This is a genomic window from Kribbella sp. NPDC051718, from assembly GCF_040681515.1.
Taxonomy (GTDB): Bacteria; Actinomycetota; Actinomycetes; order Propionibacteriales; family Kribbellaceae; genus Kribbella.
This window is the reverse complement of sequence record NZ_JBFAYZ010000013.1, coordinates 133,971-156,766: the sequence shown is the minus strand read 5'-3', so window position 1 is coordinate 156,766 and position 22,796 is coordinate 133,971. Positions and strand designations below refer to the sequence as shown.

The 22,796-nt window shown below is 68.7% G+C and carries 21 protein-coding genes; 13 read left to right on the top strand and 8 right to left on the bottom strand.

Annotated elements, in window-relative coordinates:
- Positions 1–4 precede the first annotated feature (4 nt).
- Genes AB0M15_RS36720 through AB0M15_RS36700 form a run of 5 tightly spaced genes read left to right on the top strand, consistent with a single transcriptional unit; the run spans position 5 to position 6,131 of the window.
- Positions 5–1,948 (top strand): biotin carboxylase N-terminal domain-containing protein, encoded by a 1,944-nt coding sequence (locus tag AB0M15_RS36720; RefSeq protein ID WP_363829788.1) that lies wholly within the window; start codon positions 5–7, stop codon positions 1,946–1,948.
- A complete protein-coding gene (locus AB0M15_RS36715; RefSeq protein ID WP_363829785.1) occupies positions 1,945–3,102 on the top strand; it encodes an acyl-CoA dehydrogenase in 1,158 nt (385 codons plus the stop codon). Before AB0M15_RS36720 ends, AB0M15_RS36715 begins: the two co-directional genes overlap by 4 nt.
- A 47-nt stretch (positions 3,103–3,149) precedes the next feature.
- Complete coding sequence (locus AB0M15_RS36710) at positions 3,150–4,706, top strand: AMP-binding protein (RefSeq protein WP_363829782.1); 1,557 nt, start codon at positions 3,150–3,152, stop codon at positions 4,704–4,706.
- Positions 4,699–5,526, top strand: coding sequence for an NAD(P)-dependent oxidoreductase (locus AB0M15_RS36705; RefSeq protein WP_363829778.1), 828 nt, complete (start codon positions 4,699–4,701; stop codon positions 5,524–5,526). Before AB0M15_RS36710 ends, AB0M15_RS36705 begins: the two co-directional genes overlap by 8 nt.
- On the top strand, positions 5,523–6,131 hold the full coding sequence (locus AB0M15_RS36700) for a TetR/AcrR family transcriptional regulator (RefSeq protein ID WP_363829770.1): 609 nt from the start codon (positions 5,523–5,525) through the stop codon (positions 6,129–6,131). Before AB0M15_RS36705 ends, AB0M15_RS36700 begins: the two co-directional genes overlap by 4 nt.
- On the opposite strand, the gene AB0M15_RS36695 is transcribed toward AB0M15_RS36700, so the two are convergent.
- Positions 6,114–8,396, bottom strand: a complete 2,283-nt coding sequence (locus AB0M15_RS36695) for an NACHT domain-containing protein (protein ID WP_363829923.1) — start codon at positions 8,394–8,396, stop codon at positions 6,114–6,116. The two genes, AB0M15_RS36700 and AB0M15_RS36695, sit on opposite strands and share 18 nt — an antisense overlap.
- A gap of 116 nt (positions 8,397–8,512) precedes the next feature.
- Between AB0M15_RS36695 and AB0M15_RS36690 the strand changes: the two genes are divergently transcribed.
- Entirely contained in the window at positions 8,513–9,961 is a 1,449-nt protein-coding gene (locus AB0M15_RS36690) for an MDR family MFS transporter (RefSeq protein WP_363829762.1), read from the top strand.
- A gap of 16 nt (positions 9,962–9,977) precedes the next feature.
- On the opposite strand, the gene AB0M15_RS36685 is transcribed toward AB0M15_RS36690, so the two are convergent.
- Complete coding sequence (locus tag AB0M15_RS36685) at positions 9,978–10,853, bottom strand: proline dehydrogenase family protein (protein ID WP_363829754.1); 876 nt, start codon at positions 10,851–10,853, stop codon at positions 9,978–9,980.
- A gap of 69 nt (positions 10,854–10,922) precedes the next feature.
- Between AB0M15_RS36685 and AB0M15_RS36680 the strand changes: the two genes are divergently transcribed.
- On the top strand, positions 10,923–12,020 hold the full coding sequence (locus tag AB0M15_RS36680) for a GNAT family N-acetyltransferase (protein ID WP_363829747.1): 1,098 nt from the start codon (positions 10,923–10,925) through the stop codon (positions 12,018–12,020).
- Here the strand turns inward: AB0M15_RS36680 and AB0M15_RS36675 are convergent.
- Entirely contained in the window at positions 12,007–12,438 is a 432-nt protein-coding gene (locus tag AB0M15_RS36675) for a MarR family winged helix-turn-helix transcriptional regulator (protein ID WP_363829740.1), read from the bottom strand. The two genes, AB0M15_RS36680 and AB0M15_RS36675, sit on opposite strands and share 14 nt — an antisense overlap.
- A 28-nt stretch (positions 12,439–12,466) precedes the next feature.
- Between AB0M15_RS36675 and AB0M15_RS36670 the strand changes: the two genes are divergently transcribed.
- Positions 12,467–12,886 (top strand): hypothetical protein, encoded by a 420-nt coding sequence (locus AB0M15_RS36670; RefSeq protein ID WP_363829729.1) that lies wholly within the window; start codon positions 12,467–12,469, stop codon positions 12,884–12,886.
- Between the two features lie 378 nt (positions 12,887–13,264).
- On the opposite strand, the gene AB0M15_RS36665 is transcribed toward AB0M15_RS36670, so the two are convergent.
- Positions 13,265–13,447: a hypothetical protein gene (locus tag AB0M15_RS36665; protein WP_363829722.1), complete on the bottom strand. Its 183-nt coding sequence runs from the start codon at positions 13,445–13,447 to the stop codon at positions 13,265–13,267.
- A gap of 230 nt (positions 13,448–13,677) precedes the next feature.
- Between AB0M15_RS36665 and AB0M15_RS36660 the strand changes: the two genes are divergently transcribed.
- Both AB0M15_RS36660 and AB0M15_RS36655 read left to right on the top strand, forming a co-directional pair.
- Positions 13,678–14,973 carry an XRE family transcriptional regulator gene (locus AB0M15_RS36660; protein WP_343967702.1) on the top strand — a complete coding sequence of 432 codons (1,296 nt, stop codon included), beginning with the start codon at positions 13,678–13,680 and terminating at the stop codon, positions 14,971–14,973.
- Positions 14,974–14,981: 8 nt separating this feature from the next.
- Positions 14,982–15,518: a GNAT family protein gene (locus AB0M15_RS36655; RefSeq protein ID WP_363829704.1), complete on the top strand. Its 537-nt coding sequence runs from the start codon at positions 14,982–14,984 to the stop codon at positions 15,516–15,518.
- On the opposite strand, the gene AB0M15_RS36650 is transcribed toward AB0M15_RS36655, so the two are convergent.
- Both AB0M15_RS36650 and AB0M15_RS36645 read right to left on the bottom strand, forming a co-directional pair.
- The gene (locus AB0M15_RS36650; RefSeq protein ID WP_363829696.1) at positions 15,482–16,549 is read right to left on the bottom strand and encodes a hypothetical protein; all 1,068 of its coding nucleotides are present in this window, start codon (positions 16,547–16,549) and stop codon (positions 15,482–15,484) included. The genes AB0M15_RS36655 and AB0M15_RS36650 overlap by 37 nt on opposite strands.
- Positions 16,546–16,884: a PadR family transcriptional regulator gene (locus AB0M15_RS36645; RefSeq protein ID WP_363829689.1), complete on the bottom strand. Its 339-nt coding sequence runs from the start codon at positions 16,882–16,884 to the stop codon at positions 16,546–16,548. Before AB0M15_RS36645 ends, AB0M15_RS36650 begins: the two co-directional genes overlap by 4 nt.
- Before the next feature lie 130 nt (positions 16,885–17,014).
- On the opposite strand from AB0M15_RS36645, the gene AB0M15_RS36640 reads away from it, so the two are divergent.
- Positions 17,015–18,679, top strand: coding sequence for a PHP domain-containing protein (locus tag AB0M15_RS36640; RefSeq protein ID WP_363829680.1), 1,665 nt, complete (start codon positions 17,015–17,017; stop codon positions 18,677–18,679).
- Positions 18,680–18,715: 36 nt separating this feature from the next.
- Positions 18,716–19,627, top strand: coding sequence for an oxygenase MpaB family protein (locus AB0M15_RS36635; RefSeq protein ID WP_363829671.1), 912 nt, complete (start codon positions 18,716–18,718; stop codon positions 19,625–19,627).
- Here AB0M15_RS36635 and AB0M15_RS36630 read toward each other — a convergent pair.
- Positions 19,624–20,469, bottom strand: a complete 846-nt coding sequence (locus AB0M15_RS36630; RefSeq protein ID WP_363829663.1) for an SAM-dependent methyltransferase — start codon at positions 20,467–20,469, stop codon at positions 19,624–19,626. The two genes, AB0M15_RS36635 and AB0M15_RS36630, sit on opposite strands and share 4 nt — an antisense overlap.
- Positions 20,470–20,631: 162 nt before the next feature.
- Between AB0M15_RS36630 and AB0M15_RS36625 the strand changes: the two genes are divergently transcribed.
- Entirely contained in the window at positions 20,632–21,843 is a 1,212-nt protein-coding gene (locus AB0M15_RS36625) for an ROK family transcriptional regulator (protein ID WP_363829655.1), read from the top strand.
- A gap of 297 nt (positions 21,844–22,140) precedes the next feature.
- On the opposite strand, the gene AB0M15_RS36620 is transcribed toward AB0M15_RS36625, so the two are convergent.
- On the bottom strand, positions 22,141–22,737 hold the full coding sequence (locus tag AB0M15_RS36620) for a ParA family protein (protein WP_164597010.1): 597 nt from the start codon (positions 22,735–22,737) through the stop codon (positions 22,141–22,143).
- Positions 22,738–22,796: the final 59 nt, after the last annotated feature.

Sequence of the window (22,796 nt, the reverse complement as noted above, 5' to 3'; positions counted from 1 at the left end):
GGCGATGATTACGTCGGTACTGGTGGCCAATCGCGGCGAGATCGCGCGGCGGGTGTTTCGGACCGCTCGTTCGTTGGGGATCGAGTGCGTGGCGGTGCATTCTTCCGCCGATGCCGATGCGCCGTATGTCGGCGAGGCCGATGCTGCTGTGCATTTGCCGGGCACTGCGCCTGGGGACACGTATTTGCGCGGGGAGTTGGTGATCGAGGCGGCGCTGAAGGCTGGGGCCGATGCGGTGCATCCGGGGTATGGGTTCCTGTCCGAGAACGCTGGGTTCGCGGCGGCGGTGATCGAGGCGGGGCTGACCTGGATCGGGCCGCCGGTCGAGGCGATCTCGTCGATGGGGTCGAAGATCGAGGCGAAGAAGCTGATGGCGGCGGCTGGGGTGCCGGTGCTGGCGGAGCTGACGCCAGCTTCGGTGAGCGCCTCGGATCTTCCGGTGTTGGTGAAGGCGTCGGCCGGTGGTGGTGGGCGGGGGATGCGGGTTGTCCGGCGGCTGGAGGATCTGGCGGCTGAGATCGACGCGGCGTCGGCTGAGGCGCTGTCGGCGTTTGGTGATGGGACCGTTTTCTGCGAGCGGTATCTGGCTAGTGGGCGGCATATCGAAGTACAGGTGCTGGCTGATCAGCATGGGACGGTTTGGGCGGTTGGCGAGCGGGAGTGCTCGATCCAGCGGCGGCATCAGAAGGTGGTCGAGGAGGCTCCTTCGCCTTTGGTGGAACGCACTTCGGGGATGCGGTCGCGGCTGTTCGATGCGGCACGCAAGGCGGCCGAGGCAATCGGGTATGTGGGGGCGGGGACGGTTGAGTTCCTCGCCGACGAGTCCGGCGGCTTCTACTTCCTGGAGATGAACACGCGTCTGCAGGTCGAGCATCCAGTCACCGAGTCGACCACTGGACTTGATCTCGTCGCCTTGCAGTTTGCTGTTGCTTCAAGTGAGGCACTCCCGGCCGAGCCGCCTGCTGCGGTTGGGCATTCGATCGAGGTTCGGTTGTACGCCGAAGACCCCGCCAACGACTGGCAACCCCAAACCGGCACCCTCCACCGCTTCTCACTTCCTGGTTCTTCCTTTGAGCCGGGCGGTCTTCGGGAGGGTTCGCCTTGGGTTCGGGTTGACTCCGGGGTTGCGAGTGGGTCGGTGGTCTCGCCGTTCTATGACGCGATGTTGGCGAAGGTGATTGTTTGGGGGGCGACCCGGGAACAGGCTGCGGCGCGGCTTGCGGCGGAGTTGCAGCGGGCTGTGATTCATGGGGTGCGGACTAATCGGGATTTGCTGATTTGGATTCTCCGGCATCCTGCGTTTCTTGCTGGGGATACGGATACGGCGTTCTTTGAGACGCATGGGATTGGTGAGCCGACGGATCTGGCAGCCGAGCGGGTTGCGGCGGTTGCGGCGGCGTTGGCGGATGCGGCTGGGCGACGGGCGAGCGCGAAGGTGCAGCGTGGGTTGCCTGGTGGGTGGCGGAATTTGGCTTCTCAGGCTCAGCGGAAGAGTTATCTGGTGGGGGATCGGCAGTACGACGTCGACTATCGGGCGACTCGGGACGGCGTCGCCGTCGAGGGAGTTGAGGTGGTCGAGGCCCAGGCCGAGCGGGTGGTGCTGGAAGTTGATGGGGTGCGGCGGGCGTACGAGGTTGCTGCTTATCCCGGGCTGGTGTGTGTTGGAGCGGTGGCGCTCACGCCGGTGGAGCGGTTTGCGGATCCGGCGGGGCAACTGGTGGCTGGGTCGTTGGTGGCGCCTATGCCGGGGACTGTGGTGCGGGTGGGGGTTGAGGTGGGCGACAAGGTGACGGCGGGGCAGGGGCTGGTGTGGCTGGAGGCGATGAAGATGGAGCACACCATTTCGGCGCCGGCCGACGGGGTTTTGGTGGAGCTGAACGTCGCAGCGGGGCAGCAGGTTGAGGTGGGGGCCGTCCTGGCCGTCGTACAAGTTGAGGAGAGCGCATGAGCTTCGTCGAGTCCGAGGAACGCCGCGCACTGCGGGCGGCGGTGAGCGAGCTGGGGAAGAAGTACGGCTACGCCTACTTCAACGAGCGAGCGCGGTCCGGCGGGCAGACGACGGAGCTCTGGCAGGAGGCCGGCAAGCTCGGCTACCTGGGCGTGAACCTGCCTGAGCAGTACGGCGGCGGTGGCGGCGGTATGGCCGACCTGTCGATCGTCTTGGAGGAGCTCGGCGCGGCCGGCTGTCCGTTGCTGATGATGGTCGTGTCGCCGGCGATCTGCGGCACGGTGATCACCCGGTTCGGCACCGAGGGACAGAAGGAGCAGTGGCTGCCGTCGCTGGCCGATGGGTCCACCACGATGGCTTTCGCGATCACCGAGCCCGATGCGGGTTCCAACTCGCATGAGATCACCACGACGGCACGGCGTACCGGGGAGGGCTGGTCGTTGTCCGGGCGGAAGGTCTATATCTCCGGGCTGGATGTCGCGAAGGCCGTGCTCGTCGTCGGGCGGACCGAGGACGCGAAGACAGGCAAGCTCAAGCCCGCGCTGTTCATCGTGCCCACGGACGCCGCGGGCGTGGAGTTCCGGCAGATCGAGATGGACCTGATCAGTCCGGACAAGCAGTTCTCGCTCTTCCTCGACGACGTCCAACTGCCCGCCGAGGCGCTGGTCGGCTCCGAGGATGCCGGCCTGATGCAGCTCTTCGCCGGGCTCAACCCGGAGCGGATCATGGCGTCGGCGTTCGCGATCGGGATCGGCCGGCACGCGCTCGGCAAGGCCGTCGCCTACGTCAAGGAACGGCAGGTCTGGAAGACCGCGATCGGCGCCCACCAAGGCATCGCGCACCCGCTCGCGCAGAACAAGATCGAGCTCGAGCTCGCCCGGTTGATGATGCAGAAGGCAGCCGCCCTGTACGACGCCGGCGACGACCTCGATGCCGGCGAGGCCGCCAACATGGCGAAGTACGCCGCCGGTGAAGCGACCGTCCGGGCCACCGACCAGGCGGTGCAGTCGCTCGGCGGCAACGGTATGACGGTCGAGTACGGCGTTGCCTCGCTGGTCACGGCCGCCCGCGCGTCCCGGATCGCGCCGGTCAGCCGGGAGATGATCCTCAACTTCGTCGCGCAGCACAGTCTGGGGCTTCCGAAGTCGTACTGATTCCGTCATCGTTCCTCCAACCCAGTCGTGTAGAGAGGACCCCGCCCGTGGTCATTCAGAGTCAGTACCCGCCGATCGAGATCCTCGACGCGCCGATCCACGACGTGGTGCTCGGTCGGGCGCAGGAGTACGGCGACCGGATCGCGCTGGTCGACGGCGTCAGCGGGCGCGAGGTCAGCTACACCCAGCTCGACGGGATGAGCCGGCGGATCGCCGCCGGGTTCGCCGAGCTGGGCATCGTGCACGGCGACACGATCGCGCTGCACAGCCCGAACACGATCATCTATCCGGCGGTGTTCTACGGCGCGACCCGGGCGGGTGCGACGGTGACCACGGTCAACGCGCTCTACACGGCAAGCGAGCTGCACAAGCAGTTGGTCGACTCGAAGGCGAAATTGCTGGTGACGATTTCGCTTTTCCTGCCGATCGCGACCGAGGCGGTGAAGGACACCGACGTCCAGGAGATCCTCGTCTGCGACCAGGCCGAGGGATACCGCTCGGTGATGGAGTTGCTGGCCTCGACGGGGCCGGAGCCGGTGGTCGACATCGACCCGGCGAACGACGTCGCCGTACTTCCGTACTCCAGCGGTACGACGGGCGCCGCCAAGGGCGTGATGCTGACCCATCGCAACATCGGCACGAACCTGACCCAGGCCGAGGCGATGTTCGACCTCGACGAGGGCGAGCGGATCATCGCGATCCTGCCGTTCTTCCACATCTACGGGCTGAGCGTGCTGATGAATCTGCCGCTGCGGCTCGGCGCGACCGTGGTGGTGCTGCCCAAGTTCGACCTGCAGCAGTTCCTGACCGTGCTCGACGAGCAGAAGATCACCCGGGCCTTCGTCGCGCCACCGATCGTGCTGGCGCTGGCGAAGCACCCGGCGGTCGACGGGGTGGATCTGTCCGCGCTGAAGTACGTGACGTCGGCTGCCGCACCGCTCGACGGTGACCTGGCCGAGGCCTGCGCCAAGCGACTCGGCCTGCACACGATCCTGCAGTGCTACGGGATGACCGAGCTGTCGCCGGGCACGCACGCGGTCCCGCAGGACGACATCGACCCGCCGGCCGGCGCTGTCGGCAAGCTGTTCCCGTCGACCGAGATGCGGCTGGTCGGTGCCGATGGCAACGACGCTGACGAGGGCGAGATCTGGATCCGTGGGCCGCAGGTGATGAAGGGTTACCTCGGCCGGCCCGCGGAGACGGACGCCACGATCGACCCGGACGGCTGGCTGCACACCGGCGACATCGGCCGGGTCGACGAACGCGGCTACCTGTACGTCGTCGACCGGCTCAAGGAGCTGATCAAGTACCACGGGTACCAGGTGCCACCGGCCGAGTTGGAGGCGGTGCTCCTGACCGACACCCGGATCGCGGATGCGGCAGTGATCGGCGTACAGGCGGATGGCAACGAGGTGCCGAAGGCCTTCGTCGTCGCGATGCCGGGAGTGGAGCTGACCGAGGCGGACGTGATCGAGTACGTCGCCGAGCGGGTGGCGCCGTACAAGAAGGTTCGGCAGGTGGAGTTCATCGACGCCGTCCCGAAGGCCGCTTCGGGCAAGATCCTGCGGCGCGAGCTGAGGGCACGGGAGGCCGCGCGTGAGTGAAACCCTGGCGGGACGCACGCTGATCATGTCCGGCGGCAGTCGCGGGATCGGGCTGGCGATCGCGCTGAAGGCCGCTCGCGACGGCGCGAACGTGGCGCTGCTGGCGAAGACCGCCGAGCCGCATCCGCAGTTGCCGGGCACGATCTACACGGCTGCCGCGGAGATCGAGGCAGCCGGTGGGCATGCGTTGCCGATCGTGGGCGACGTGCGCTCGGACGAGTCGGTGGTCGAGGCTGTCCGGCGTACGGCCGACGAGTTCGGCGGGATCGACATCGTGGTGAACAACGCGTCGGCGATCGACCTGACGCCGACGGCGGACATCGCGATGAAGCGGTACGACCTGATGCAGGACATCAACGCGCGCGGCACGTTCCTGCTGTCGAAGCTGTGCATCCCGTGGCTGCGCAAGTCGGCGGCCGGGCACATCCTGACGCTGTCGCCGCCGCTGAACCTGGATCCGCGGTGGGCCGGCGAGCATCTGGCGTACACGATGGCGAAGTACGGGATGAGCCTGACGACGCTCGGGCTCGCTGAGGAACTGCGTGCCGACGGCATCTCGGTGAACTCGCTCTGGCCGCGCACGTTGATCGGCACGGCAGCCGTGCAGAACCTGTTGGGCGGCTCGGCGGCGACCGAGCGCTCGCGGACGCCGGAGATCGTGGCGGACGCGGCCTACCTCGTACTGACCGGCAGCCGGACCGGTGAGTTCCTGATCGACGAAGAGGTGCTGACCGAGGCCGGGACGACTGACTTCTCGCGATACCGGACGGCTGGGGCTGAAGAGGATCTGGCGCCGGACATCTTCCTGGACTCGCTGTGAGCGAGGTACTGCGAGAGCCGCAGCAGGACCGGAGTCGGGCGACCCGGCAGAAGCTCCTGGAGGCGGCACTCGAGTCGCTGTCGCAGGTCGGCTATGCGGCGACCACTGTCGCCGTAGTAGCGGCCCGGGCTGGTGTATCGCGTGGGGCGGCACAGCATCACTTCCCCACTCGAGCGGACCTGTTCGCTGCGGCTGTGGAGTACATGACCGAGGTGCGGTTGGCCGAGATTCGCGAGCAGGCCGTCGGGCTGCCTAGTGGCGAGGGGCGGACCGAGGCGATCGTAGGGATGCTCGCGGACGTCTACACCGGACCTCTGTTCAAAGCTGCCCTCCACCTCTGGGTAGCGGCCTCTACCGAGGAGCCGCTGCGGCAGCAGATCGTCCGGCTGGAGGCGCATGTCGGGCGGCAGGCGCACCGGGCACTGCTGGAGGTGCTGGAGGTTGAGGAGCGCACTCCGGGGGTCCGGGAGACCATCCAGGGTGTGCTCGATCTGGCCCGCGGGCTGGGGTTGGCGGACCTGCTGACCGACGACGCGGCCCGGCGGCGCGGGATTGTGCGGCAGTGGTCGCTGATCCTCGACCAGGTGTTAGCGGCTGCGCGCTAGGCCGGTTCGCTGGGACCTTGCGGCGATCCGCTGGTCTACCTTGGCGGCCAGGGCGTCGGGGTCGCATTCGGCCAGGTGGTCGCGCACTAGTAGGTGGATGAAGGCGTACTCGCCTCGGCCGGTCTTGGCGAGTACGTAGCGCTCGGCGGCGTACCGGAGAAAGGCACCGCGGCGCCAAGGCAGGTAGCCGCTCCAGCGGAGCAGGAAGCCGTGCAGGCCGCGGGAGAGAGCGCCGGAGAAGAAGGGGGCGCGACGACGCCAGGCCTTCGAGGCGACTGTTCCGGCGATGATGCCCAGCAATGCCTCGGGGCCGGTAGTCCACCACAGGCTCGCGCCGAGAGCCGCTGCGACGAGCACGCCGGCCAGTGCGCCGCCGACGGTCCACTTGCCCATCCGCCACCGGACCCCCGGACCGTCCTGGTGTTCCGACTTGCTGTGCGGATAGACCAGATGGTCCATCGGCAGTGTCTTCACAAAACGGATGCCCTGGGCAACTACCAGGCCGATCGCGCAGCCGGCGACGAAGTCGGCCTGGTCGTCGACGGTGGCGAAGACGATCAGGCTCGCCACGGTCACACCCACCAACCGGATGGTGAGCAGTAAGCGGCGCCGGTTGTTGCCGGACAGGATGTACTCCAGGCCGAAGGACGCCCAGACCACCACACCTTGGAGCACCAGGCCGAGCCAGGGCGGCAAGCGCTCGGCGATGGCCGTGACGACGAGGACCGAGACCAGCCCGGCGACCATGCCGATGCAGATCATGACGGCCAGCAGGAGGTGGCGTGGCTGGTCGCGGCCCTGCTGAAGGATCCACCAGGTTTGCGGCCGCACATGGACCAGCACGAGCGCGACAGCGCAGACGGCGAGGCCGGCCGATACGCCGTACAGGGCAGTGGCTCCCACTGCTGCTCCGGCGGCCAGACCGGCGAAGAGGCCCGGTAGGCAGATCATGTGGGCCAGGTATCCGACTGCGGGCAGCACCAGGCCGTACCAGCCGCTGGGCGTCAACCGACGTGGTACTTCGATCCGATCACCAGCTTGAGTGCGAGTCCACCAGGCGAGGCACCAGAGCGAGCGGACGGCTGCACGGGACTCGAAGTGCGAACTGCTCGGTCTGTAGCGGGCGAGCACCTCGGAGATGAACGTGTCGAACAGTTCTCGTCGATGGTCGGCCAGTACTCCGCTAGCGACGTCGCGGGCGTCCCTGCCCTGATAGGCGAGGGCCATGACGTTCAGCATCAGCGGGGAGTTGACCAGGTCCCAGAGGTCGTCGTCCCGCTCCATCGCGGCCAGCGCACCGGCCAGCTCGTCGCCACCGGAGGCGAAGTAGTCGAGTACCTGCTCGCGGCTGAGCGGGCGGATGCGGACCGCGCCGTACAGCTTGAGCTTGTGGTGGAGAGCCTCGTACTCCTGGATGCGACAGGTGACTGCCACCTGGCCGATCAGGTAGCGCTGGCCCAGCTCGGCCAGTACTGGAGCGAGCTTGTCCTGGTGGGCCAGGGCTACCTCGTCCAGGCCGTCCAGTAGTAGCGCGAGGCGTCCCTTGGTGAGCCAGACCCGGCCTACGGCGGCAGGGATCTGGTACCGGCTGTTGAGCTCGGTGAGGAGCCAGCGGATGAAGCCTGCCAGGAGCGGGCTGTCGCCGGGGTCGTCGTCTGGTTCCTTCGCGGTGCTCGCGGTCCAGCTGGCTAGGTCGACCAGGACGGGGATCGGGTTGTTCGGGTTGGTGTGCGCCTCGGCGGCGAGGGTGCGGGCGAGCTCCAGCAGGAGGGTGGTCTTGCCTGCGCCGGGGGCTCCGAGGATGAGCATGGAGTCCTGGAGGTCGTCGAAGGCCGCCGCGATGTTCGCGTCCTCGCGGATCTCGGTGACGCTGCTGTTCAGCGGCTGGACGAGCAGATCGTACGGGCGGATCACCGCCTCGGGGCTGACGTCGAGCGCCAGGGCCAGGCGGGCCCGGGAGGCGAGGGAGCTGGCGAAGCGGTCGGCGAGGTAGCGGTCGACGCGGGCCAGCGCGTTCGGGCGGTTGCGCGGTTGGTCGGCGCTTCGTGCCGAGTGGCCGACGGTTCGCCGGCTCCGGTACTGCGCGAGCCCGGTGCCGATCGCGACGAGCCAGAGCACCCCGATCGCGGGCCAGGTCCAGCCGACGTACGGCTCGAGGAACTCTGGGGCGGTCCCACCGGTGCCGACGTTGATCGCGATCGGCAGCAACACCAGTGTCAGCGAGATCGTCACCACCAGCACGACGACCCTGACCAGCCCGTGCATCCTCACCCACGGAGAGTACCCACGCGACCGTCCCACCGCCTCCAGTACCGGAGCGTCCAACTGCTGGCCATTGCCTACAGGAATCGATGTCCCGTCGCGTAAGTTGTGTAGCTGTTATGACTACTGAACGGATCGACCGGGCAAGTGTTGGGCTGCGGTCGGAGCGGGGACCGATCCTGCTCGCGGTGATGCTGAGTGTCGGGCTGGTGGCGATCGACGCGACCATCCTGGCGACGGCAGTACCGTCGGTGGTCGAGGACCTGGGCGGCTTCACCCAGTTCCCTTGGTTGTTCTCGATCTATTTGCTGGCCCAGGCGGTTTCGGTGCCGATCTACGGCAAGCTCGCCGATCAGCGTGGCCGCAAACCGCTGATGCTGTTCGGCATCCTGCTGTTCGTGCTCGGCTCGGTGCTCTGCGGGTTCGCCTGGAGCATGCCGGCGCTGATCGCCTTCCGGCTGATCCAGGGGCTCGGCGCCGGCGCGATCCAGCCGATCGCGATGACGATCGTGGGCGACATCTACTCGGTCGCCGAGCGGGCCAAGGTGCAGGGCTACATCGCGAGTGTCTGGGGCATCGCCTCGTTCGTCGGCCCGACCCTCGGCGGCGTCTTCTCCGACTACATCTCGTGGCGCTGGATCTTCTTCGTCAACGTGCCGCTCGGACTCGTGGCCGGGGTGGTGTTCTACCGGCGCTTCCAGGAGAACATCGTCCAGACCACCCGGCACCAGATCGACTACGCCGGCACGATCCTGCTCGCGGTCGGCGGCTCGCTGCTGCTGCTCGGGCTGCTCGAGGGCGGAGTGATCTGGTCCTGGGACTCGGCCACCAGCATCGCGATCCTGGCCGTGGCCGTCATCCTGCTGGTCGCCTTCGGCTTCGTCGAGCGCCGCGCGGCCGAGCCGATCCTGCCCTTGTGGGTACTGAGCCAGCGCGTGCTGAACTCCGCCAACTCGTCCGCGCTGCTGGTCGGCGTCCTGATGATCGGCCTGTCGACCTACGTGCCGCTCTATGCGCAAGGCGTGCTCGGGACGTCGGCGCTGGTGGCCGGCTTCGCGCTGGCGGCGATGACGCTGGGCTGGCCGATCGCGGCGTCGCTCGCGGGCCGGATCTACCTGCGGATCGGCTTCCGCTGGACGATGTTCATCGGTTCGGTCTTCGTCGTGCTCGGCTCGGCCCTACTGCTCACGGTCAAGCCGACGAGCTCGGTCGTCTACCTCGCCTTCGCCTGCTTCGTGATCGGTATCGGCCTCGGCTTCTCCGCATCGCCGGGCGTGGTCGCCGCCCAGTCGTCCGTCGAGTGGACCAGCCGCGGCGTGGTGACCGGCGCCAACATGTTCGCCCGCTCGGTCGGCAGCGCGGTCGGCGTCGCCATCTTCGGCGCGGTCGCCAACGCGATGGTCGCCAGCCGGCTCGGTGACAACCACGACGACTTGGAGAAGCTGCCGTCGTCGGTCCTGGCCCCCGCCATCCACGACGTGTACTACGGCGCCGCCGCGGCCGCAGTACTCCTCGTCGTCGCCGTCCTCTTCATGCCCAACCGCGTGACCGAGATGCCGCGAGGCTAGCTCGTCAGGTCAGCCGCTAGGCGCCGCGGGATTCTGCAACTCGGCGGAGCCAGTAGCGGAACCAGGATGGGCCGTAGGGGATGTAGACGCGGGTGGGGATGTCTCGGCGGCGCAGGTCGTCGAGGACGTCGGGGCGGATGCCTAGTAGTTGCTCTACGGGGACTGTGCCCAGTGAGAGCGTTACTGCTTCTCGGAGGCGGCCGTCGTGGGTGGCTAGGGACCAGCGGGCTTCGCTGGCTGCCAACTGGTGAGCTAGGCGGAGGTACGCGATGTCTGTCTGCTCGCCGTAGGGATAGGCGCCGGTTGGCTCGACGTACGCGCCCTTGACGAGGCGGACCTGTACTCCAGCCTCGGTCAGAGCGTCGATGTCGCCGGGGGATCGCTGCAGGTTGGCCTGGACGGTCGCGCCGATGCGGTCCGCCAGACCTCGACCGGCTACGTCCAGGACGGTTTGGAGGATGGCGTCGGTGCGGGCAGTGTCCTCGGCGCCGAGTTGGAGCAGGCGGCCGGGTGGGAGGGCTTCGGCGATCGTGGCGACGCGGTCGGCGGCACCGGCGGGGTCGATGTCCAGGGCCAGGTGCGAGAGGTCCAGGGACAGCCAGACGTCGGCCGGTGGTTCGGGGAGGAGCTTGGCCAGCTCCAGGTACTCGTCGACCACCTTGGCGGCGTCTGCTGGGTCGGTGGACATCTCGCCGAACAGGTCGACGCTGATGCCGTGGCCCTTGCCGATCTGGGCCTCGGCCACTTGCAGTGCCTCGTCGCGGGTCCGGCCGGCCACGTACCGGGAGGCTGCCCGCCAGGCGTTCTCCTCCCCGCCGGGGATGCCCTTCACCAGTTGCTCTAGTCGCTCGTTGGTCGCCAGCTTGAACAGAATCGCCCGGTCCGCACGCATACCGGCCAGTCTGCCAGTGCCTGCCGCACGCTCCACGTGAATTACCCGTCCGGTCTAGGGTCCTGGGGCATGCGGGCAGTGGACTGTGTCGGGGCGTTGATCCGGGATGAGCAGGGGCGGGTGTACGTGCACCGGCGTACTGCGGAGCGGCGGTTGTTGCCGGGGATCTGGGATGTGGTGGGTGGGCATCTGGAGGAGGGGGAGACGCCGGAGGAGGCGTTGGCCCGGGAGGTCGAGGAGGAGACCGGGTGGCAGGTACGGGAGGTCGTGGCGGCCGTCACCGACTGGGAGTGGGAGTACGCGGGGCGGGTGCGGCGGGAGATCGACTACGTCGTCGAGGTGGACGGGGATCTTGCGCGGCCGCGGCTGGAGGAGGGGAAGCACGACGCGAGTGCCTGGGTGGGTCCGGGTGACCTGGAGTTGTTGATGGTCAATCGGACCGATGGGGATCGGCGGTTGCGGGACATCGTCGCGTACGCCGTCCGGACTGTTTTGACGGAGCGGTTGATGCTGGTGCCGATCACTGGACCGGGCGAGGTCCTACCCGGACATGCAGCGGACCTGGAGCGGTTGCACTCGGATCCGTGGGTGGCGCAGTGGTACGACGAGACGTGGTCCACCGAGGAGTCGGTACGCCGGGCTGCCGGCTTCCAGTCGCGGTGGGAGAGCAACGGCGTCAGCAAGTGGATGGCGTACGACCGCTCCACCGGCGCCCTCGTCGGCCGCGGCGGCATGGAACGCATGGCCGCAGACTCAGAGGTCACCGCAAAGATCGCGGCCCTGCTCGATGACGGCCCGCTCCGCGGGCAGCCCGGTGCCGGCGGGCCCGGTGCCGGCGGCCTCGGCGATGGCGAGCTCGGCCTCGGCGGGCTCGGGGGTGCGTGGGCTGCTGACCGGTTGGAACTCGGGTGGGCTTTACTCAGCTCATCTCGCGGCCGAGGCTTTGCTACCGAGCTCGGGCGGGCTGGGCTGGATTACGCCTTCGGCGTGTTGGGGGCTCGGGTGGTGATCTCGTTCACCGAGCGGATCAACACCGCGTCCCGTGCGGTGATGGAGCGGCTGGGGATGACGTATGCGGGTGAGATTCAGACCGATGGGCTGGTCGAGGGTCGGGAGGGTGTCTACCCGGATGCACCGTTCGCGGTCTACGTCGCTACGTCCGGTTGAGGGCGGTGACGAAGCGGGTCAGGAGTATGGCGAAGGTTTCTTTGTCTGCGTCCGGCCAGTCGGTCATCGCCTCGGCGAAGCGGGTGCGGCGGACGGCGTGGACCGCGGCCAGGCGGTCGTGGCCGGCCGGGGTGAGGACGAGGTTGGTTCGTCGACCGTCCAGTTGATCGGCTTCCCGGCGTACCAGGCCTGCGGAGACCGCGGCGGCGACGAGTTTGCTGGCGCGGGGTTGGTCGACGCCCAGAGCCTCGGCGATGCCGTTGACGCCGAGGAGTTCGGGGTCGGCGGCCTCGATCGCGTCGATCACCTGCTGACCGGAGTCGTCGGCCAGGTCGGCGGCGCGGGCGAACATCCGCTTCGTCTGGCGGCGGCGGATCGCCACCATCGCGGCCTCGACCTCGGCGGCGGGGTCGACCATCAGCCCTCCAAGATATATGCTCATTGACATGCACATGTCAGATGACAACAAGCCTATCGGATGGTGGCTGAAGGAAGTGGACCGGCTGCTCGAGCAGTCCTTCGAGCAGGTCCTCGCAGCGGACGGGGTGAGCCGGCGCCAGTGGCAGATCCTGAACGCCGTCCAAGGCGAGGCGCCGGTCGCGGTCGCGCTGGCGCCGTTCCTGTCCGGCGATCCGGCCGAGCTGGCATCGTTGACAGGTCCGCTGACAGCTCGCGGCTGGCTCGACGACGGCGGGCTGACGCCGGCCGGCCTGGCAGCGCACGCGCAGCTGCGGGAGAAGGTCCAGGCGCAGCGCCGGCGGATCACCAACGGGATCGTCGACGCGGAGTACCTGCAGACCGTCGACGTGCTGCGCCGGATGGCGGTGAATCTCGGCTACCGGCCCGGAAATGGTTCCGCTGCGTGACCGCCCAGGCGCGGCGGTCACACAGCGGATCCGGCCACCTCGGAGTGTGGCTCCTGGTGAGGTGTCAGGAGCCACACGTGTCCTGCGCCGGAGCTCCGGAGCCAACTAGCGCGGAGCTCCGGCGAAGGACACTTGCCCCGCCCGGCCCGAGGTGTCGGCCAGGAGGTGGTTTGGAACGGCTGGGCGGCGGCGATACAGGGACTCAGCCGCCAGCCCAGCCGGGCTGGTGGGCGGTGCGGTCCGGAGCTGAGGATGCCCCGGACCGCACCTCTGGTTTCGTCCGGAGCTGAGGAGTGCCCCGGACCTTCGGTCGCTGACCCTGGACGTGAGGAGACCCCAGGAGCAGCTCCGGGTCTGAGGAGGACCCGGAAGTCTTTTTCAGTGCTGAACGTCTGCTTCTTGCTGCGGGCCAAGCAGGTCGTTGGTGACCCTGAGGCCGGCGAAACGGCGCCGCATCGCCTGCTCGTAGCGCGCTGCCAGCGGTGCTTCTGCCACGTACTGCGCGATCACATGCTCGCCGAACCAGACCCGCACTCGGCGCCGGTGCTGCCTCGACGTCATTTCCGCAACAGTCACTGCTTGCTCACCCCGTAACTCTCAGCCCTTGCAACCAGTTGGACTTACTGGTTGTCATGGCAGTAATGGTGCACAGACCGACCGTGACCGCTCTAGGACCTGGAGAGGACCTTTGCCGGACCTCTCCCGGACCTCTGGCGGACATCTGGGTGACTGCACCTTGTAGTGGGGCATGAGTCGAGACAACGTCTTATCTGACGTGAACGGGAGGAACGATGGCGGGTAGGTATACGCCAAAGACGGTCCTGGCGCACCTGATCCAGCGCCGGAACCAGACCTACTCCGAGATCGTCGCCGAGTTCGTCGAGCTGGGTGGAACCATCACCGAGCGGCACCTGCGGCGCCTCGCATCGGGCGAGCGAGCAGGGACCACTCCACAGACCCGGCGCACCCTGCAACGCATGTTCGGCAAGCCGGTCGAGGAACTCCTCGCTCCATACGTCCCCGAGCAGGCCGCCCAGGTGGTGCCGGCCCCTGCGGCAGGTGGACGGATCACGACAGGTAATGAGATGGAGGTACTCGACATGGCTGCCAGCCGTGCGCGGGCTTTCGCCCTCGCGGCCCAGACCGGTCTCGGAAGCGAGGCCATGGAACAGGTGTACGACGACGTGAGACACGTCGCGAAGGCCTACCCGCAGCGCCCGCTGCCGGAAATCCTCGGCCAACTGGTCGAGACGCAGGACCTGGTCTTCGCGTTGCTGGAGAGCCGGCAGCGTCCGGAACACCTGCGGCAGCTGTACTTCCTCGGCGGCGTGACCGGTGGTCTGCTCGCCAAGGCGTCGCACGACCTCGGCAACCCGCACGCAGCGCTGACCCAGGCCAGGACGGCCTTCCTCTGCGCCGACAACGCCGACCACCACGGGCTGCGCGCCTGGGTCCGTGGACTGCAGTCGCTGGTCTCCTACTGGGCCGGCAACCCGCACGACTCGGTCCGGTACGCCCAGCTCGGCGCCGGGTATGCCGAGCAGGCCAACAGCACCACCGGTGTCTGGCTCCCGGTGAGCGAGGCCCGCGCCTGGGCCGCACTGGGCAACGCGGACGCCGCCCGGGCCGCCCTGGTCCGCGCGGAGAACGCGTGGGGCACGGTCCAGGCCGACGAGCTCGACGAGATGGGCGGCCTGTGCACCTTCGGCCGCAACCGCCAGCTGTACTACGCGGCCGACGCGCTGGCCTGGCTTCCGGGCGAGCGCGAGACCGCCGAGCAGTACTCCCGGCAGGCAGTGGACGCCTACAACGACCAATCGCACCCCGAGTGGGCCTTCGGCGACGCCGCCGGCAGCCACGCCGCCATGGCCATCACCCGGATCGCGAGCGGTGAGCTGGAAGGCGCCGCCGACGCACTCGCGCCGGTCCTGGGCCTGCCGGCCGAGCGCCGGATCAACGGTGTCGTGCACTCCGCCCGCCGGGTGCACCAGGCCCTGCGGCAGTCCGGGCACGGCGACGACGCCCGCGAGCTGCAGGAAGAGATCGAGATGTTCACCCGTACGCCGATGCAGACCTTCCCGCGGTAGCAGGCGGGATGGATCCGCTCACCGGCGATGGCGTCAGGCTGCGCGAGTTCCAGCTTGACGATCTGGATGCTTATCTGGCCATCGTCGGTGACGATCGGGTGACCAACTGGCTGTCGTTCGACAGCCGGGACCGCGAGGCGGCAGCCAAGACGCTGACCACGATCGTCGAGCGGTCCCAGCAGCCCGACCGGCCCGACTACCTGCTCGCCGTCACCCGCCTCGACGACGACAGGATGATCGGCTTCGCCCGGCTCGGGCCGACCGGGGTGCAGGCAGCACACCTCGGCTATGCGATCGCCGCGGACCACTGGGGTCGCGGCTACGCCACGGAGGCGGCCCGGGCGATGCTGAAGTTCGCCTTCGGGCCGCTCGAGCTGCATCGGGTCAGCGCCGCGATCGGCCCGGACAACCTGGCCTCGGTCGCGGTGGTCAAGCGCCTCGGCTTCAGCTACGAGGGCCGGATCCGGCACCACGTCTTCACCAACGGCGACTGGCGCGACTCCCTGCTCTACTCGCTGCTCGCCACCGAGTTCACGGCAGGCTGAGGCCGGCGGTTGAGCCGGACCGCGATCAGCCCGGCTGCCAGCGCGGCCAGCATCACCAAGAGCAGTACGCCGAGACCGCCGAGCGGCATGGTGCCGACCACGCCCAGGGGGCCGCCGGAGGTCCAGGTGCCGCTCGCCAGCGGATCGAGATAGAACATCAGCAGCCACGGCACTGAGTTGATGGCGAGTGCCGCTCCCCAGGCGCGGTGACCGGCAAGCAGCAGGACGACGGCGATCACGATCAATGCTGTGCCGAGCAGGACTCCTAGGCCGATCCGCAGCGACTGCTGGTCGGGCAGGCGGTAGAAGAACCACGGCTCGGGCCGGATCGACAGACCTGTCACCAGCACCGCACCGATGGACGGGCACACCGCCAGCAAAGCGAACCGCCCGCGGGAGCCGCGGGCCGCTCGCGAGGCGTGGGGCGCTCGCGAGGCGTGGGGCGATGGCGAGCTGTGCGAGGCCCGGGATCTTGCCGGGATGCCGACGGCGGCGAGGGTTGCGATCACGGCGGTGAAGAGCAGGATCGTGCCTGGGGGGCGGGTGAAGCCGAACGACTCGGCCAGCTGCTCGATTGGCGGGAACATGGCGGCCAGCGCGGTCACCGCGCTGGTTGCCGCTGACCAGCGCGCGACGACGGGGCGGTCGAAGACCATCGCGATCGCGGCGAGCACCCCGGCGAGGAAGCAGATCGAACCGGTGGTCACGTTGGCGATCGGCGAACCTCCCATGCTGGTCCGCGGATCCCAGGGCGCCCACTCACCGAAGATCAGGAAGGTACTGCCGATCGCGGCGAGCAGGGTCGCCGCGATCACCGACACCCGGTTGCGGATTCCCTGGACCAGAGTGGGCGGACCCGACTGGGTCAGCCGGACCCGGGCGGCATGGGCTGCCAGGTTGAGCAGGTCCCTGAAGTCGGTACGACCGCGGGCCTCGGCGGAGTCGATGAGCAGGCCGAGCGCCTCCTCGCCATGTCGTTCACGCCACCAGCGGGGGTAGCACTTGAGCACTCCCCGGTTCAGCGCGCTCATGCGGCACCCCCCGTCGGGCGGAGGCGGAGGCGGGTGATCGCCTGGGCGGCGTTCGACTGGAGGCGGGCCGCCTCGGTGGCCAGCGCCTCGGCGCCGGCGTCGGTGAGTTCGTAGTACCGGCGTAAGCGGCCCTCCACGACCTCCTCGCCGGCCGGGCGGACCAGGCCCTCCTCACAGAGGCGATCCAGGGCGGCGTACAGGGTGCCTGGGCGGAGGGTGACGCGGCCGCTGGACAGGCTGGTCACCTCGGTGATCACGGCATAGCCGTGTTTGCGGCCGTCGGCCAGCGCGGCCAGGACGAGGAACGTCGGCTCGCGCATCTCGGTGGAAGGCATGCGGATCACCATAGTCAGTTCATCGGTATATGACAATCATCGGTACGTGCGGCGACAGTTCATCCGGTGCACATCTTCGCGTCATCGCGGGCCTTGACAGTGGCTTGTCAGCACAAGAAAGGTTCCCGCCATGACCGAGCAGCAAGTCCCCGAGTGGGCCGATCCCGACGTTCCCGAAGAGGCGCTCGATCCGCAGGGGGTGTCGCGCCGTGGGTTGATCCGGGGCGCCGGACTCCTGGGTGCGGGGTTCGCCGCGGCCGGGATCAGTGGGGTCGCGGGAGCCGGTGAGGCGGCGGCCGGCACCAGTACGTCGGCTGGCGACCCGGAGCTGGTGTACCTGGTCGGCGACCATCACGTGCACACCCGGTACAGCCATGACGCGAAGTACGACTTCACCCAGCACGCGCAGCGTGGGGCGCAGTTCGGGCTGGACTGGATGGCGTTCACCGAGCACAGCAACTTCGGGCACGCGGACAAGGGCGCGGCCGCCGAGAACGCCGAGGTGCTGAAGGCGCGGGCGGAGAACCCGCGGATGCTGATCTTCCAGGGCCTCGAGTGGTACATCCCTGCAGCGGAGCACGGCACCGTGCTGGTCGCGCCGGGACCGAACAACGTGGCGCTGCTCCAGCAGTTCGAGCGCGAGTACGACGGCAAGCTGACCAACCGTTCCGCCGACACTGCTGAGAACGAGGCGCACGCGATCAAGGCACTGCAGTGGCTGGCCGCGCAGAAGAAGAGCGGGTTCGTCGACGACGTGCTCGTGCTGGCCAACCACCCGCTGCGGCTGGGCATCGACTCGCCGCACGAGATCAGGGCCTGGCGGGACAGTGGCGTGATGATCGGGATGGAGGGTGCGCCCGGCTCGCAGGGCGACGCCGACCCGGCCTGGGTCGCCTTCCGCGGGACGACCAACTCGCAGCGCGGCGAGTACGTGAACAACCCGGGTACCGGCAGCTTCCCGGGGTACCCGAACGACGCCTACCGGACGTACGGCGGCTTCGACTGGGCTACGGCGACCGTGGGTGGCCTGTGGGACGCCCTGCTCGCCGAGGGCAAGCTGTTCTCGATCACCTCGAACAGCGACAACCACCGGACCATCTGGGACACCTGGACGGATGGGGTGTTCCCGCCCGGGCAGAACTTCGACTCGCTCGGGTGGAAGCCGTCTCCGACCGATGCGGGCACACCGCAGGCCGGTAGCGACTTCTGGCCGGGCCAGTTCAGCAGGACGCATGTGGGCGTGACGAAGTACGGCTACCTGGACGTGATGGCCGGACTGCGCGCCGGCCGGGTGTGGGTGGACCACGGGCAGCTGGTCGACGGGATCGATGTACGGGTGGCTCCGGCCGGCTCGTCGCATCGCGGGGTCACGCTGGGCGGGCGGTTGAAGGTACGCCGCAGCGAGCGGCTCGAACTGCGTGTCACGGTGACCACTGCGACCCGGCCGAACTTCCACGGTCTCCTGCCGCAACTGGCTCACCTGGACGTCATTCGGGGCGTAGTGACCGGTACTGCGCCTGACAAGGACAACTGGCGGGCACCGGACACGCGAGTGGTCGAGCAGATCGACGTACACCGGAAGACAGGCACCTACACGCTGCGGATTCCGCTGGGCCGGGCAGAGCGGTCGCACTACCTGCGGCTGCGGGGCAGTGACGGCCGGCGGAACGGTCCTGGCTACCTGGGCCGGAAGATCGACCCGGCCGGGCCGATCCAGCACCCGAACGGTGATGGCGACCCGTGGCTCGACACCTGGCTGTACACGAACCCGGTGTTCGTTGACGTCTCGCACTGATGGTCGAGGGCTTGGAGTGGTGGGCAGACTGGAGTCATGTCCGCCACTCCGCAGGAGAACCTGTTCAACCCCTTGAGGGACGGGCTTGCCCGGATGATCCTGACGAAGGTGGCCGGGCCGGATCCGCTGGCTGAGCGGGCGCGGGTGCACGACACCCCGGGTCCGCGGTGGTTCGCGCCGGATCGGCCGATCCGGCGGGTGCATGGGGATGCGTCGATGTTCGCGGGTGGGCTGCGGGCGCTGCTGCTGCAGTCGCTGCATCCGCTGGCGATGGCGGCGGTGTCGGCTCACTCGGGCTATCGCGGTGACCCGTGGGGACGGTTGCAACGGACCAGCTACTTCCTTGCCATCACGACGTACGGCGCTAGTGCTGACGCGGAGGACGCAGTCGCCCGGGTGCGCGGGGTGCATGAGCGGGTGCGCGGGTCCAGCCCCGATGGTGTTCGGTACCGGGCGTCTGACCCGCACCTGCTCAAGTGGGTGCACCTGGCCGAGGTGGACAGCTTCCTGGCGGCCTATCGGCAGTACGGCGCTGCGCCGCTCGACAGTGCTGAGAGCGATGGGTATGTGGAGGACACCGCTCGCGTAGCTCGTGCACTGGGCGTGGTGGAGCCGCCGACGACTCAGGTGGAGCTGCGGCAGATGCTGGAGGAGTACCGGCCGGAGCTACGCGGTACTACGGAAGCGCGGCAGGCGGCTCGGTTCATCCTGGTACATCCGCCCGTGCCGCTTGCTGCGCGGCCTGCGTACGCCGTACTGACTGCTGCGGCGGTCGGCCTGCTGCCTTGGTGGACTCGGTGGCCGCTGCGGCTGCCGTTCCTGCCGCTGGCTGAGGGGACTGTCGTGCGGGCTGCCGGTGAGGGGCTGACCCGGACGATTCGGTGGGCGTTGGCGTCGCCGACACTCGAGGCGGCGATGAATGTCGACAAGTCGCGATTGGCGGACTAGGCCTTGCGCGCCAGGCCGCAGTACAGGATCTGGCCGGCGCCCGCGCGGAGGCCGGCGGCCGGGCTCTCCTCGAGGACGACGCCGGGCGGCCACCAGTCGTAGAGGCGGACGACGCCGGGGTCGAGCAGCTCCAGGCCGTCGAAGAACGAGGTGATCTCGGCGGGGGTACGGAAGCGCAGGGACGGGAACCGTTCGTGGAACTTGGCTTCCAGCTCCGTCGACAGGCGTGCCGCTTCGCTGCCGTCGCGCGGGTTGCAGGCATGGCTGATCGCGAGGAACGAGCCGGACGGCAGCGCGTCGACGTACGTGCGGACCAGTTCACGGGTCTGCTCGTAGTCCTCGAGGTGGTGCAGGACAAGCGCCTGGATCATCCCGGCCGGGCGGCCGAGGTTGTCCACCACGATCGGGTCGGCGAGCAGCTTCTCGGGCTCGGTGAAGTCGGCCGGTACGAAGAAGGCGTTGTCGTTGTCGAGGAGCAGGGCGCGGCCGTGCGCGATCACGGCCGGGTCGTTGTCGACGTACACGACCTTGGCGGCCGGGTTGATCTGCTGGGCGAGCTGGTGGGTGTTCTGCGCGGCCGGCAGGCCGGAGCCGAGGTCGAGGAACTGGGTCACCCGCGCCTCGCGGGTCAGCCACTCGACGACGCGGCCGAGCCAGCGGCGGTTCTCGCGGGTCCAGTCGGGCAGTTCTGGGGCGATCTCGAGGATCTGCCGGACGACGGCGCGGTCGGACTCGTAGTTGTCCTTGCCGCCCAGGAATGCGTCGTACACGCGCGCGACACTCGGCTTGGTGGCGTCGACACCGGGGGCCACGACGGGGTCCTGGCTCTTCGGGTCGGGCATTCACCAACCTCGTTTCGGTCGCCCCCGGAAGCTTTCCCCCTCCGCCGAGGCTAAACCGGAGCGGCCGTCACGCCCCGGGCAGCGAGGCAGTCTTTGCATTGTTTTGCGGCGAGAGGTGCGCCCGGAGCGATGAAAGGCGTCCGACGCCGGTAGTTTGGTCCTGTGCCGTTGCGCCCGAACCGCCCGCTGCCACTCGCTACTCCGGCGGGGGTCGAGGTGCTGACCAGAATTCTGACCCAGGGACCGATCCCGCGGGTCGAGATCGCCCGGCGTACCGGCCTCTCCCAAGCCGCCGTCACCAAGGCCGTCGCGCCGCTGATCGAGGCCGGCTTCGTGACCGACCAGCCGGTCGCCGTGCCGATCGACGACGTGGGCCGGGTCGAGCTGGGGATCGGGCGGCCGGTGAGTCCGCTGACGGTGGTACCGGACAGCATCTCGGTGATCGGGCTGAAGGTGACGCCGACGGATCTGATCGGCGTCACGACGGACTTCCGGGCGGGGATTCGCGCGGTACGGCACCAGCAGGTGACCGACACGTCGGCGGAGTCGGTGATCAAGCGACTGGCTGAGCTGGCCAAGGAGCTGATCGAGACGCTCGACGATCCTGCTGACCCGGCCGGACCGCTGATCGGGATCGGGGTAGCGGTCTCGGGCGATGTCGACGCGCAGCACGGGGTCGTACGGGACTCGCCGTTCATGGGATGGCGGGATGTGCCGGTTGCCTCGTTGCTGTCGGAGCAGCTGAAGGTGCCGGTCGTGGTGTCGAACGATGTGCGGGCGCTGACGGTGGCTGAGCACTGGTTCGGGGTCGGCGTCGACGCGGACTCGTTCGCGGTGGTGACGATCGGGTCCGGTGTTGGGTGCGGGCTCTACATCAACGGCGAGGTGGTGTCGGGAGCGCACGGAGTATCCGGCGAGCTCGGGCATCTGCCGTTGGCGCCGGGGGATCTTGTCTGTACCTGTGGACGGCGCGGGTGTGTGGAGACGGTCGCGTCGTCGGACGCGATTCTGGCCCGGGTACGGGAGACCACCGGCCAACCGGACCTGGATCTGTCCGGTGCCATCGAGCTGGCCCACAACGGCGACGAACACGCCCGCGAAGCATTCGACCGGGCCGGCGAGGTCATCGGCTCGGCCCTGGCCGCCATGGTCAACCTGGTAGGACCTGAGCTGGTCGTCATCGCCGGCGAGGGCGTGGCCGACTACGACCTCTACGACCAGCGCATGCGCCAGGCTTTCGCCGAGCACGCCTTCGGCGCCGCCGGCGACTGCCGCCTGATGCTCCGCTCCCACACCTTCGACGACTGGGCCCGCGGCGCCGCCGCCACGGTGATCCGCTCCTACGTCCGAGGCGAACCACCCCTCAACCGCTGAGCCATCGGGCTGGAGACGGCGCTCCGCCGGCTCGTAGCTCGGGCCTGCTGTGTCCCGCTCGACAGGATGTACTCGCCGATTCGCCGGCTACCCACGCTCAACCGATGGTCGACCCGGGCGCCAGAACCGACGACCTCCTGTCGAGCGGGACACATCTTGCTCCCAACCGGCTGTGCCCTTCCCCCTGCGATCTCGAGCGAGATGATGCGTAGCGCCACGAGCCGGGTGGGTAGGTGGCGGGGCGTGGCGGGATCGCCCTCCGGTGGTGGGGCGGAGGGCGGGCCGAGGGGGGTGAGGTTAGCTGCGGGCGGCGGCTAGGATTTTTCGCCAGACCTTGCGGTAGGACTCCAGGCCGTCTTCGGCCAGGGGGCCGGTGGGGCCTGCGGTGATGGAGACTCGTTCGGGGATGGTGCCCCAGACGGGGATGTTCTCCTCGGCGTACTGCTGCATGGCTTCCTGGTAGGAGCGCGTGTAAGTGCGCGCGGAGCAGATCACGAGGCCGACGGGGATTTCTTTGGGGACGAGCTCTAGGACGGCCTTCACCCGCGGGGTTTCTACGCCGCCTACTCGGGTGGGGATGACCACCATCCGGGCCCGTTCGAGCGCCTTGTTGAGGAGGCGTTCGTGCGACGGGGGCATGTCCACCACCCCGATGCCTTCCGGTGGCACCCGGTCCAGCGCCTTCGTCAGGAGTCGCTCGGTCGGCGCCTCGGCGATCTCGATCCTGGCCAGGTGTTCGTCGTCGGAGTCGGCGATCCAGTCCGCGGCGCTCCCCTGCGGGTCGGCGTCGATGAGGGTGGCTGTGCGACGGTTGGAAGATGCCAGCGCGGCCAAATACACCGACGTGGTTGTCTTACCTACCCCGCCCTTCAGTGCAGCTGTCACGATGATCATGGAACCGACGCTACCCGGTCCGGCCACATTTCCGGCGTGTCGTCGGCGTTGCTCGCGCG